At 68.6% G+C, this 13,596-nt stretch carries 4 protein-coding genes and 1 pseudogene; 1 reads left to right on the forward strand and 4 read right to left on the reverse strand.

Features of this window, described 5'->3' with window-relative positions:
* Positions 1-221: 221 nt before the first annotated feature.
* The 4 genes and pseudogenes from VHA82_RS00580 to VHA82_RS00595 form a co-directional block, all read right to left on the reverse strand.
* Positions 222-10,184: a hypothetical protein gene (locus tag VHA82_RS00580; protein WP_325539181.1), complete on the reverse strand. Its 9,963-nt coding sequence runs from the start codon at positions 10,182-10,184 to the stop codon at positions 222-224.
* 65 nt (positions 10,185-10,249) lie between these two features.
* Positions 10,250-11,578 carry a CsgG/HfaB family protein gene (locus VHA82_RS00585; RefSeq protein ID WP_325539183.1) on the reverse strand — a complete coding sequence of 443 codons (1,329 nt, stop codon included), beginning with the start codon at positions 11,576-11,578 and terminating at the stop codon, positions 10,250-10,252.
* A gap of 37 nt (positions 11,579-11,615) precedes the next feature.
* Positions 11,616-12,239, reverse strand: coding sequence for a hypothetical protein (locus VHA82_RS00590; protein WP_325539185.1), 624 nt, complete (start codon positions 12,237-12,239; stop codon positions 11,616-11,618).
* A gap of 311 nt (positions 12,240-12,550) precedes the next feature.
* Positions 12,551-13,108: pseudogene (locus tag VHA82_RS00595) on the reverse strand (FimV/HubP family polar landmark protein); the annotation flags it as partial.
* Positions 13,109-13,239: 131 nt separating this feature from the next.
* On the opposite strand from VHA82_RS00595, the gene VHA82_RS00600 reads away from it, so the two are divergent.
* On the forward strand, positions 13,240-13,425 hold the full coding sequence (locus VHA82_RS00600) for a hypothetical protein (protein ID WP_325539189.1): 186 nt from the start codon (positions 13,240-13,242) through the stop codon (positions 13,423-13,425).
* Positions 13,426-13,596: the final 171 nt, after the last annotated feature.

Here is a 13,596-nt window from a genome sequence, read left to right on the forward strand (position 1 = left end):
CTTGCTCTGACGGCAGCTGCGGCGCGAAAAATCTAATCTAGTCGTTGATCGTGAAAAAAGCTACAGGTCGTTACTTACATTTCCCGTCCAAGTGGAGGATGAATCCCGGAAAACGGTGAAAAACTTCCTCCCGATGTACCCGTTCTTCCTCAACGGGCGTAACGAATGGAAAAGGGCCTGCTCACGCAGGCCCTTGTTCCTGAAGGCGCATCCGGCCCCGCCTACTTGGTGTTGATGCTGTTCTGCGCGGAGTTGCCGACCGCGCGCGCGGTGATGCTGTTGTTGGTGACGATGGTCGACCCGCCCGCGCTCGAACCCGCCGCCGTTCCCGTGACGCCAATGTTGAGGTTGGTCGCGACGGAGGTCACGTTGGCCGTGTTGAGCTGGTTGTTCACCACCGAAGCACTCGCATTCACGCCACCGGCCAGGCCGCTGATGTTGATCGAGTTGACGGCGTTGTTGCCGTAGCCGATCGCCGACGCGGTGTTGCCCGAAACGTTGATGGAGCTCGCCCCCAACGCGCCGGTCAGGACCGCGCCGACGTTGGCGTACTGCGCCCGCATGTTCACCGTGGCGTCGTTGGTCTGGTTGTTCAGCACCTGGTAGGTGTACGTCGGCGCGCTGCCGCCGATGCTGGAGGAGGCGCCGGCTTCGATCGCATTGAGCGCCGTGTTGCCGCCGCCTTGCGCAGCCAGCGTGTTGCCCGTCACGGTGATCGGCGATGCGATCGCGTTGCCGACCGCGCCGCTCGTCACGCCGAGCATCGTGGGCACCGTGGGCGTCGCCGCGGAGGCGCCGCCGACCGTCGCGCTGATCGTGCTCGCGGCGTTCGCGTTCTGCGTGTTGCTCACGCTCGCCGTGCCGTTCGTCGCGCTGCCGCTCAGGGCGCTGCCCGAATTCAGCAGAACCTTGTTCGTCGCCGAGTTCATCGTGGCCATGGCGATCATGCTGTTGTCCACGACGCCGAACACCACGCCGCCGCCGGCCGCCGTGCCGAGGTTCGCGCCCAGGAGCCCGGTGTACGTGACCGAGGTCACGTCGCCCGTGCCGTTCTGGGTGCTGCGAACCGCATAGCTCTGCGAGCCGCTCAGCAGGTCGCCGCCCGCGATAGACGGGCCCGACGCATTCAGGATGCTCGTGGCCGCGTTGCGCGTTGCCTGGGCGTTCAGCGCGTTGTTGGCCACCGTGATGGCCGTGGGCGTCGTGTCGCCGGTCACCGCCACGCCGATGTTGCTCGCCTGGTTGGCGTTCACCGACGAGGAGATCGTGCCCGCGAGCGAGGTCTGGCTGTTGTCGATCGACGACGTGGTCGTGTTGTCCAGGCCCGATGCCGGCGTGAGCGTGATGCTGTTGTCGGCCGAGTTGGCGCCGCTCCTGGCGAACACGTTGTTCTTCGTGATCGAGTACGCCGTCACGTTGCCGCTCACGCTGCCGGCTGTGACGCCGAGCGTCACGACGTCGTTCGTCGCGGTGGCGGCCGCGCCCGCCGTCTGCGTGTTGTCCACGGCGAAGGCGGAATTGGCGCCGGTGGCGAGCGACGTGGCGGACACGGTGGCGCCGCTCAGCGTCAGCGTGTTGGAGGCCACGTTCTGCACCGCGGTCGCATCCAGCAGGTTGTTGTTCACCGTGTGCGTGGAAGCGGTGTCGGCGATGTCGCCGACGATCGCGCCGCCCACCGTTCCCACCGCGACCGTCGCGTTGACCGTGGCCGCCGCGCCGGCGACCTGGTTGCTCTGCGTGAGCGCCGTTCCGGCGAACACCGTCGCTCCCCCAAGGTCCGTGCTGTTGGCCGCGGTGTTGGTGCCCGCCCGCGCCGTGATGGCGTTGTTGGTGGTGGTGAACGACGTGCCCACGCCCGCGTCGATGTTGCCTCCCACGGTCGCGCCCACCGTCGTCACCGTGCTGGTCGCGGTGGCGTCGGCGTTGCCCGTCTGGAAGTTGTCGGTCATGAAGCTCGCCTTCGTGCCCGCCACGTCCAGGTTGGCCCCGGTTTCACCCGTGACCGTGCTGCCGCTCACCGCAAGCGCGTTGGTCGCGGCGTTGCGCAGCGTCTGCGACACGAGGATGTTGTTCGTGACCGTCACCGGCGACGTCGTCGTGTCGCTCGTGAAGTTCGCACCCACCGTGCCCACCGTGAGGGTGGAGCTGTGGTCGCCGGCCGTGGCGTCCTGCGTGCTCGTGTTCAAGGCGCTGCCCGTGAGCGTGCCGCTCGCCTTCACCGAGACCGTGTTCGTGCTGGAGTTGCCGCCTCCGAGCGCCTGCACCACGTTGTTGCTGGCCGTGATGTTGCCGCTCGTCGTGAGGTCGTCGCCGACGTTCAGGCCGATGATGCCGACCGTCGCGTTCGCCTTGGTCGTGTTCGCGCCGTTGCTCGCCGTCTGGTTGTTGCTGCCGACGAAGCTCGCGCCCTGCAGGCTCAGGTCCGACTCGCCCACGATGGCCACGCCGTTCACGTCGACCTTGTTGCTCGAGACGTTGCGGCGGCCTTCCGCGGTGAGCGTGTTGCCGGATGCGGTCACGGTGATCGGCCCGGTGATGTCGCCGGTGTTTGTCGCGCCCACCGTTCCCACGCTGAAGCTTCCCGAGAGGTCCGCCGTCGAGCCTGCCGTCTGCACGTTGCTCGAGACGCCGCTGCCCGAAAGCGTGGAGCCGGACTGCACCGTCAGCGTCGTGCCGGCACTGTTCGCGCGAGCGATCGACGACACCGTGTTGCTCGACGCGGTGATCGTGTTGGTGCCCGTGAAGTCGCCGGCTGTCACGTTCGCGCCGACCGTGGTCACCGTGTTGCCCACGACGCTGTTGACCGCGCCCGCCTCGGTCTGGTTGTTGCTCGCCGTGAAGCTCGCGTTCGCGTTGGTGAGGGCCCCGGCGGCCGTGCCGGTGATCGCGGCGCCGGTCACGGTGAGCCCGTTCGTCGCCACGTTGCGGATGCCCTCGGAGGTGAGCGTGTTGTCGGACGAAGTCACCGTCACGTTGTCCGCCGGCGTGGCGGCCACCAGGCCGACCGTGCCGCCGGTGTGCGTGATGTTCACGCCGCCGGCCAGCGCGCTCTGCGTGTTCTCCGTGGCGGCCGAGCCGCTCACGGCACCGCTGCCCGTGATCGTCGCGCTGTTGTTGGCGCTGTTGTTGCGCGCGAGCGCCGTCATCGCGTTGCCCGTGGCCGTGACCACCGCGCCGGAGATGCTGCCAACCGTCGCACCCACCGTGCCGTACGTGTTGGTGGCGAGTGCGCCGTTCGTGGAGAGGTCCGACTGCTGGTTGTTCGTGGTGAAGCTCGCCGTGGTGCCGCCCACCAGCGTGACGTCGCCCGTGACGGAGGTGCCGCTCACGACGAGTCCGTTGGTCGCCGAGTTGCTGATCGCCTGCGCCGACTGCGAGTTGCCCGTGACCGTCACCGGCACGTTGCCGGCATTGCCCGGGCCGCTCGCGTTCAGGCCGATCAGGCTCGTGTTCGCGAGCGCGGTGTACGCGTTGGTCGTCGCCGTGGCGTTCTGCGTGCTCTCGGCCCGGGCCGTTCCGACCACCGCCGCGCCGGCCGTCACCGTGGCGTTCGTGACGGCGAGGTTGGCGCCCGCTTGCGCCTGCACCGCATTGCCGCTCACGGTCACCCGGTTCGTGCCCAGCAGATCGCCCGCTTCCACGTCCAGGCCGAAGCCCATGCCGAGGTTGGCGTTCGCAAACGAACCGCCCGAGCCCACGTCACCCTGGTTGTTGCGCGCCGTGAAGCTCGCCGGCTGGCCCCCGGCGAGCGCCGTGCCCTGATCCGCGCCGTCGCCCGTCACCGAGCCGCCGGTCACGGTCAGAGTGTTCTGCGCGACGTTGCGCGTGGCTTCCGCCGTGACCGTGTTCTTCTGCGCGCCGCCGCCCACCGTCACGGTGAGGTCGTTGGCATTGCCGGCCAGGATTCTCACGCCGGAGAGGTCGACGATCGCGTCGGCCTGCACGATGGCGGGCGTGAGCGACGATTGCGTGCTGTCCGTGAGCGCCGAACCGGTGACGGCACCCGTTGCCGTCACGCTGGCACTCGTGGCCGCGCTGTTGGCGCGGGCCAGCGCCGTGTCCGTGTTGTTGGTCACGGTCACGGTGTTGGCGCCGGCGCCGCTCGTGAGGTCGCCGCTCAGCAGGCTCGCGCCGATCACCTGGCGCGCCGTCTGCGCGTAGACGCTCGGCAGCGTGCCGCCCGCGAGGTCGGTCTGGTTGTTGACCGCGCTGAAGGCGGCCTGCGTCGTGCCGTTGAACGGAGGCTGGTCACCCGTGACGGAGCCGCCGGACACGTCGAGCGTCGTGGTCGCCGCCTGACGGATCGACTGGGCCGTGGACGCATTGCCGTTGGTCGTCACCGTGATGGAGTTCGCGCCCGTGCCCGACACGAGACCGATGTTCTGCTCGTTCAGGAGCGCGTTCACGCCGCCGTTGCTGTTGACGCTTGCGAGGCCCGCTAAGCTCTGCTGCGTGCTCGTGGCCATCGCCGTGCCCGTGAGCGCGCCGGTGGCGGCCACCGTGGCCTTGGTCGTGCCGGCGTTGTCGCCCGCGAGCGCCGTGAACGTGTTGGCATTGGCGGTCACCGTATTGACCCCCGTCACCACGCCCGTCGTGGCGTCGATGCCCACGTTGCCGGGGCTCACGTTGGCATTGCTGCCGTCGGTTCCCACGTTGACCGTCTGGCTGTTGCTCGCGGTGAAGCTCGCCGGGGTCGTGGTGGTCGTGAGGTCGGCGAAGCCCGCGCCGGCGACGGAGCCGCCCGTGGCCGTGAGGGTGGTCGTCGCCTGGTTGCGCACGCCGTCGCCTTGCAGCAGGTTGCTGTTGACCGTGACGTTGTTGTTGTTGGTGCTCGTCGCCGACAACTGGCCGATCGTCCCGGTCGACACGTTGGCATTCGTCTCCGTGTTGTTGGTGGACGTCTGCGTGTTGCTCGCAAGGCCGATGCCGCTCAGCGAGTTGGTCGCCGTGATGGCTGCGCTGGTCTGCGCTTCGTTGCCGCGGGCCGTGGCGAGCAGGCTGTTGTTGCTCGCGGTGAGCACGTTGGTTCCGGCGAACGTGTTGGCCGTGGCGCCGATCACGCCCGTGGACGTGTTGGCGTTGACGCCGCCGCTCACCGCGCCGTTCGCGTTCTCGTCCTGCGAGTTGATCGCCGAGAAGCTCGCGGGCGTGCCGGCCGGCAGCGTCGCCGTCGGGACGTCGCCCGTGACGGTACCGCCGGTGACCTTCAGGCCGGTCACCGCGTTGTTCACCTTGGATTCGCTTTGCACCATGTTGCCGGTCACCGTGACCGGCATGGTGTCGGACGTGTTGGTGACCGAGAGGCCGATGTTCACGCCGCCGCCCGCGGTGGAATTGATCGCGCCGACGTTGGTGCCGCCCGCGAAGTCCTGCGTGCTCGTGGCCATCGCGCTGCCGGTGATCGTGTTGGGCGCCGTGAGCTCGACCGTGGTGCCGGTCGAGGCGCTGGTGTTGCCCCGCGCGCGCGCCAGCAGCGTGTTGTCGGTGACGGTCACCTGGCCCGTGGTCGTCGTCACGGTCGAATCCGTCTGCACGCCGAGCGTGGTGGCGGTGTTCGTGGCCGTGACGTCGCCCGCGATGTGCTGCACGTTGCTCGACGTGAACGAGGCGGCCGCGCCCGTGGGGATCGTTCCGGTGATGGAACTGCCCGAGGCCGTGAGCGCGTTGTCCGCCGAGTTGCGCAGTGTCTGCGCGGTGAGCGTGTTGGAGCTGATCGTGGACACCGTGTCGGCGGCCAGGGCGCCGGCCGAGTTCACGCCGACCGTCGTGACGGCCACCGTGCTCGAGTGGCCGGGCGCGGTGGCGCCGGTGCCGGAATCCTGCGTGTTCGACACGAGGCCGGAGGCCGTGAGCGCCCCCGCGGCCGTGAGCGTCTGGGTGTTGGCCGCCGCGTTGCCCGTCGTGCCGGACGTGAGGCTGTTCGACGTGACCGTGAGCGTGCTGGCGCCCGTGTCCGTCGCGATCTTGGCGCCGACCGTGCCGAGCGTCGCGCTCGAATCCGTCGCGCCGTCGCTCTTGTCGCTTTGCGTGTTGATCGTGCGGTAGTCCTGCGCGATGCCGTCGCCGTTGCCGGTGATCGTGCTGCCGCTGATCGCCACGCTGTTGCCCGCCGAGTTGCGGCCGGCCTGCGCGTTGACCGTGTTGCCCGACACGATGATGTTCGCCGTCGTGAGCACGGGCCCCGCGGTGGTCGGGCTGGTGACGCCGATGTCGGCGGGCACCGTGGAGCCGACGTTCGCGGCCACCGCGCCCAGGTCGGACGTCTGCGTGTTGTTCACCATGCCCGACGTCGTGTTGGCGTTGGAGGCGGTAATGGTGAGCGCGTTGCCGGCGATGTTTTCCGTGCCGAACGACTGCACCTTGTTCTGCGTGACGGTCGTGGTGTTCGTCGTGAGCGCGTTGTAGACGACGGCGCCGACCACCCCCGGGTCCACGTTCGACGTGACGTCGCCGCCGGTATGGTTCTGCGTGCTCACCACCGTGAAATCGGTGTTGCCCGCCGCGGGAGCGATGCCGGTCACCGTGGCGCCGGTGACCGTCTGCGTGTTGCTGCCGAAGTTGCGGCTCGCCGAGGCGCTGATGGTGTTCTTCGTGACGTTCACGGGTGTGGTCGTGAACGAGAGCGCGTCCGCGCCGACGGCGTCGTTGTAGCCGGCCGACGGAGCGACCGAAGCCGTGATGTTGCCGTCGCCGGTCTGGCCGCTGCCCAGGGCGCCCGTGAGGACCGTGGCGGTGCCCGTTCCGTTGAGGGTGAGCGTGTTGCTCACGTCGGTGCCGCGCGCGAAGGCGCTGAGCGTGTTGTTCACGACCGCGACCGAGCCGCCGGTCACGTCGGCGCCGTTTGCGGCGTCCTGCGCGCCGCTCAGGCGCGCCACGCCGGTCACCGCCGAGGCCGCGCCGCCCGTCTGTGCCTGCTCGCTCGCGATCGTGTAGTCGGCCGATGCGACCGGGGCCGCGCCGCCCGTGACGCCCGCGACCGCCACCGTCGAATTGCCCGACAGCGTGCTCGCGTCGATCTTCAGCTTGTTGCTGCCGGAGCTGCCGACCGCGAGGCCGCTGATCGTGTTGTCGGTGATGGCGAGCGTCGAGCCGGTGATGGTGTCCGTGCCGTTGCCGCTGATCGTCTTGATCCCCGTGCTGCCGTCCGTGACGTTGGCCGCCACCGGGCTGCTGCTCACCTGCGAGTTCGCGATACCCGCGGCCGTCTTCAGGTTGGCGTAACCGGTGAGGCTGAGCGTATTGGCCGTGTCGTTGTTGCGGGCTTCCGCCGTGAGCGCGTTGTTCGCGACGGTGAGCGTGGAATTCGTGACCGCGCCGGCCGACGCCGTGGAAGGCGACGCGAAGACGCCCGCGGTGGTGTTCAGCACCTGTGCCGTGCGGCCCGTGGTGAGGTCGTCCTTCTGCGAGTTGGAGATCGCGTACTCGCCGTTGGCCGAGACGTTCGATGTGCCGCTGTCGGCCGTCGACACGCCGGTGGCGAGCGGGGCCGCGGTGGTCAGGCTGCCGCCCGAGGACGTGAGGCTGTTGGACGCCTGGTTGCCGAGGGACAGCGCGCTCGCGCTGTTCTTCTGCACGGTGGCCGTGGTCGTATCCAGGCTCGGGAAGTAGGTGAGCCCGAAGCCGGTCGTCGCGGCGCTCGTGTTGTCGACCGTCGCGACCGACGCGTTGCCGGCGTTCGACTGCACGTTCGCGATGCTCGCGATATCCGTGGCGACGCCGCCGGGCGGCGTGATCGTCGAATTCGCGGGCATCGCGATGGCGTTGCTCGCCCGGTTGCTGCCGTTGGATGCGCTCGCCGTGTTGCCCGAGATCGTGAACGTGCTGCCCGTCACCGGGGTGTCGTTGGCCGGGTCGCGCATGTTGGCGACCGCGAAGCCGCCGGTATTGACCGTGCTCGCGCTGCTGTCGGCGGTGTTGCTCTGCGCGTTCGCGATGCCGAGCGACGCGTTGCTCGTGGCCGTGATGTTGGCGATGTCCGAGACCGCGCCCGTGTTGGAGGCCGGGTTCGTGCCGACCGCGCCCGGCGTGAGGTTGGAGAAGTTCGCCGTCACGGTGTTGGTGGCGTCGTTCACCTGCGCCGCCGAGGAGACGGTGTTGTTCGTGACGCCCACGGTGGAAGCCGCGACGGTGGTCGTGCCGCCGGAGCCGGAGGAAACGATCACCCCCGAATTGGTGGTTGCCGCGGTGACGGCCGCACCGTTTTGCTGAACGCTCGCCACGCCCTGGTGCACGGTCGCGTTGCTGCCCGCGAGCAGGACCGACGTCGTGCCGATGTTGCCGGCGGCGTTCGACGTGATGGCGTTCTTGTCCATCGTGATGGTCGCGGCCGCGAGGCCCAGCGGGCCGGTGCCGCCGTCGATGTCGGTCGTGGTGACCGTGACCCCGCTCGAGTCGACCGTCGAGACGATCGCGTTCGGCCCGAAGTTGGACTGGATGTTGGTGGCGGAGCTGCCGGCATTCACCGCGGCGTGCCCGGTATTGGCATCGGCGAGCGACTGCCCGTCGCCGGCGGTCGCCGTCGACGTCACGTTGGAGGACGTGATGCTCACCGTGCTTTGCGCCACGTTGCCTTCGGTCGTGGTGCCGATGGTGTTGGAGTTCGACGTGATCGTGCCGCCCACGGCGCCTGATGCCGCGTTGCCCACGGTGATCGAGATCGGCGCGCCCGTGATGGTGGACGACAGGCCGATGTTGCTCGTGCTCGTCAGGTTGTTCACCTGCGCGTTCGCGACGCCCGTCGAAGCGCTGAAGTTGCTGTTGCTCGCGCTGATCAGGTTGCCCGCGATGTTGCCGCGCGTCGTGCTCGAGATGCTGTTGCTCGTGTTGGTGATGCTCGCCGCCGGATCGAGCGTGTCGACCTTCGTCGTGATCGGCGCCTGCACGTCCGAGCTGAGGAAGGTGCCGCTGTTGATCTGCCGGTTGAGCAGCCCGAGGTCGGCCTGGTTCACCGTCGTCGTCTGCACGCTCGTCGCGCTGGCGGTGATGTCGTTCACCGTGCCCGAGCCGCTGCCGGCCGCGTCCATTCCCGTGGCGAGCGTGATCGCGTTGCTGGCCGCCACGCTGTTGCCCGCGCCGCGTACGCCGGTCGAGTTGCCGGTCGAAGCCGCGCTGATGCTGTTGTTGGTGACGACGAGCGGCGCCTGCAGCACGGTGTTCTGGCCCGCGCTCGCGCTCAGGTCCACGTTCACGCTGCTCTTGTTGTCGACCGAAGCGGTGGGCACCGCGCCGGCGCCGGCATCCTCGAGGTTGACCTGAGCGTTGCTCACGGTGATCGTGCCGCTCAGCTGCGCCGCGCCTCCGCTCGTGACCGACACGAGGTTGTTCGCCGCGTTCACGCCGAACGAAGTCGCCATCGAGTTGCTCGTGAGCGTGAGCGGATTCGTGAGCGGCGTGCCGCTGTCGGTGAGGCCGATCGTCACCGTGCTGTTGGTGATCGTCGCGGCGGAGGACGCCTGGCCGGACGCGTTGTAGGCCGTCTGGTTGGCGTTGATGTTGAGGCTGCCCGTGGTCGTCACGTCCTGCGCCGTGCCGTTGATCCCCGTGCTCGCGTCGATGCTTCCGAGCTGCGCGTTGCTGTAGCCGATCGGCAGCTGGCCGCTCAGGCGCGAGTCGGCGCTGTTCACGAGGACCGTCGAGCCGACCTTGTTGTTGCTGACCGTGATCTGCGCATCGGCTTGGGCGGTGTTCTGCACGCCGATCACCAGCGAGTCGTTGTTCGCGGTGGTCTGCACCGGCGTCGCGGCCGCGGCGGCGCCGCGCAGCTGGCCCGACAGGATGCCCGCCGTGCCGCCGGAGGACATCACGAACAGGTTGATCACCGTGGGGTCGAGCCCCACGAGCGGCGACACCTCGTTGCCGATCGCGGTGACGAGGCTGCTGTTGCCGTCCACGACGATCGGGCCGCCCACGGGCAGCAGCGTGCCGAAGAGGCCGATGCTGTTCGAAGCGGAGATCGACGGGTTCTGCGCCCACTGGTTGTTGGTGACCTGCTTTTCGTAGCTCGGGGCACTGAAGATCTGGCCGGTGGTCGGGTCCGGCGTGATCTGGTAATTCAGCAGTTGAGCGTGGGCGCCACCCGCCGCTGCGCCTCCCAGGACGATCACGCAGGCCGAAGCCAGTGCGGTGCGCCGGAACTGCTCGGCTCCATGGGACTGGATACCGGTATTGCGTTGATTCCCTCTCATGGCCTTCTCCTCAAGGTGGCGTGAACCGTTGATCACACAAACAAACAATGACTACAAAACAATGACTACTGCGCCACGACCATCGTGGCGACCAGTTGGAAGCCTGCACTGTGGCGCGTGATTTGCTGATCGGTGGGTGCGGGGACCCACGTCACACCCACGCGCGACGATGCAACGCCCTTGCTCACGAGGAAGTCGGTGACCGACTTCACCCGTGCATTCGTCAACTCGCGCCGCTGGCTGGGCGCCCAGACCTCGTTGTCGCGCGCGAGCAGCTGCAATACGGCCTGCCGTCCCTGCGCCGCTTCCGCGGCGACCTTCTCCAGGACGGAAGCGGCCTGCACCGAGATCGCGTCGCTGCCGAATTCGAACGGCACGAGGTTGCTCGGCCCCGGCGGCGCGAGCGCGGCGTTCTGCGGCGCGAGGCCCTCGGGCGGCGGCGTCGCCGCGACCGGCTGCGCTCCATGGCCGTTGCCGTTCACGTTCACGTTGCCGTTCGCGACCGGCGCGGGAAGCGCCGCCGGCTCCGACTCCAGCGACGCGGGCGTGGCACGCGCGACGCCCGTTGCGTCGATGCACTGCATCGGGTCGATGCCGGAGACGGCCGCGACGAGTTCCACGACGCCGTGCTCGATGGTCGTGCGAACGCCGAGCTGCAGCGGCTCCTGGTTCTTGTTGCCGCCGTTCACGTCGACGAGCTCGGTGCCGAAGAAGCGGTAGACGCCGACGCCCACTTCCTCGCCGATGATCTGCTTTTGCACGCTCGCCGTGCGCACGACCACCAGCGAGCGGGTGTCGACGATGCGCAGGTCCACGCCGATGTTCATCGTGAACGTGCGCTTCTTCGCGCCCACGCCGTTCACGTAGACCTCCGCGCCGCCCGAGGCGATGTTGTAGTTCAGCTCGGTGATGCCGCCGACGATGTAGTACTGCGACTTGAGGATCGTGCCGCCGTAGTAGGGCACCCAGGGCACGGCGGGCTTGCCGGTCTCCACGGTGTGCTGGCGGCCGTCGCCGAGCTGCCGGCGGTCGGTGTAGGCGAGCTCGAGCTCCGCGATGCGCGTGTCGAAGCGCTCCTGCAGCTGGACCACGTCGCCCATCTTGCCGAGCGCCGAATAGATCATGAGCGCGCCACCCTGCGTGATGGCGTTGCCCTCGTTCTGGCTGTATTTGCCGGTGTAGTCCTTCACGTCGCCCACGGCGATGCCGATGGGCGGCAGGCGCTTCAGGCGCATCAGGTCGGCAAGGCAGGCGAAAGCGGGCTCGATGGGCGTGTAGTTGCGTCTCGACATCGAGCCCGTGATCACCGGGAATTCATCGGGTGCCATCTTCTGCGCCGGCAGGTTCGCGCAGCCCGAGAGCAGCGCTGCGGTGCCTGCAACGGCGAAAAGCATCCCCTTCGTTGTTATTTTCACGGCTTGGACGGGGTTGTCAGTTGATCGGACCGACCACCGAATTCACCGGGCCGACCAGCGGCCCGTTGCATGCGGTGCTCCCGGTGACGGATGCCATCTGCGAGCCGTTGTTCGACTGGTTCGAATTGAGCATCTGGTCCGTGGAGCCGCCGCCCGCGCTGATCGGGCCGGTGTTGGCACTGGTCGAGGAGCCGCTCACACTGGAATTGAGCGCGCCCGAATTGCTCTGGTTGTTGCCGAGCGAGGCGTTGTAGGGGTAGCCCGGCCCGTAGTTCTGGCTCAGGACGCCCGGAAAGCCGTTCTGGCTCGTGCCGTTGGAGGCCGTGTTGCCCGTGGTGCTCGCGTTGGTGTTGCCGGAGGTGTTGACGGTGGGCGATGAAGTCGCGGCGCTCGTCGAATTGTTCCCGGTGTTGCCCGCGGACGCCGCCGACAGCGTGCAGTTGAACTGCTTGTCGACGTACGTGTAGCTGGTGTTGTAGTTCGTGGTCTTGAACGAGTCGTAGTAGCCGCCCTTCTTGCGCTCGATCAGGTCCACGACCGCGCCCTTGTTGACGCGGTCCTGCGTGGTTTCGAATTGCCAGGAGCCGTTTTCGCCGATGCCGTTGGCAAACACCGGCGCCGCCCAAGCCAGGAAGCACACGGCCGCACAGGCGGCCGCGCTGGCTGATCCAGGCCGAAGTGTGGTTCGGTCTCGTCGCTTCTGCCGCATTCTGATCCCCTCTCTTTGCGGTACCGGTACGTCATACCGCCGCGGTGATTCAGGCCGGCCCATTGCCGGGGTTGCGTAACTTTTTTCTTTGGCTGTAAACAGTTACGCGGACATTCTGTGGTCGCTTCGAGATGCGGTCAAGCCGGGGAATCGTTTGTAGTGTTTGGTTTGTCGCGCCGTTGCCGCATCGGCGGGCAGTTACATATCGGCGTGGGACGCGGGCTCATGGACTTGTTTCATGCTCAACGTCCCGCCGTCGAGGCGCCGCGGCGCGCGGGCTGCGAGCCGGGGCGCGCCCGCGCGGCCGAAGCGCCCGAAGCCGCAGCGGCCGCGGCGGAGGCCGGGGAGGATGACACGGCGCTGGCCGCCAGTGCCTTGATCTCGTCGGCCACCTGCTCGGCGCGCTGCGCCTGTTTTTCGAGGTCGCGCGTGATCTGCCTCTGGCCGAGGACCGCGCCCTGGTTCGACAGCGTGAGGCGGCTGCGAGGTTCGGCCGGCTGCGATGTGGCCGTCTTCGATTTCGGCAGCCCGAGCCGCCCCGTGCTGCCGGTCGCGAACGGCGCCACCTGCGCGATGCGGCGGCGGTACTCGTCGAATTCCCGATTCTGCTGCGCGATGTCCCGGGCGGCTTCGGCCTGGGCGATCGCCGCGGCGTCTTCCGCGCCCGGGAAGCGCAAGGTCGCCCCGGCCTTCAGGAGGTTCACGTTGCCGTTGATGAAAGCCTGCGGGTTTTCCTTTACCAGGGCCATCAGCATCTGGTCCAGCGTGACATCGTGCGGCTTCTGGGCCATGGCGAGGCGCGAAGCCGTGTCGCCGCGCCGAACCTGGACCTGACGGCGTGCGCCGGCATCCGCGGCCGGGGCGGGAGGCGACGCGCGCGCAAGCGTGGGCGGCGCGGCCCGAGGCGCGGGTGCCGCGGGTGGCGGAACCGATGCAACGTTCGTGGACGCTGTCGCGGCCTCGTTCGCTGCCGCTGCCGCCGGTGGCGGTGGCGGTGGCGGTGGCGGTGGCGGTGGCGGTGGCGGTGGTGGCGCAGACGGCTGGGCTGCCGCCACCGACGTGGCGGCAGGCGCAGCCGCCTGCGGCGCGGCAGGCGATGCACTTTGCGCCGCCGTAGCAGCCTTGGATTGGGCCTCGGCCGGCTTCTCGAGCGAACTGCCAGCCGATGGTTCGGAAACCGCAGGCGGAGGCGGCGTCGCCGAAATCATCGGCGGCGGCGGTGGCGGCGGCGGTGGTGGCGGTGCCGGCGGTGGCGGCGGCGGCGCCGGTAGTGGTGGCGCCGGTGGCG

This window comes from Ramlibacter sp., assembly GCF_035548915.1.
In the GTDB taxonomy this organism is placed as follows: Bacteria; Pseudomonadota; Gammaproteobacteria; order Burkholderiales; family Burkholderiaceae_C; genus Ramlibacter.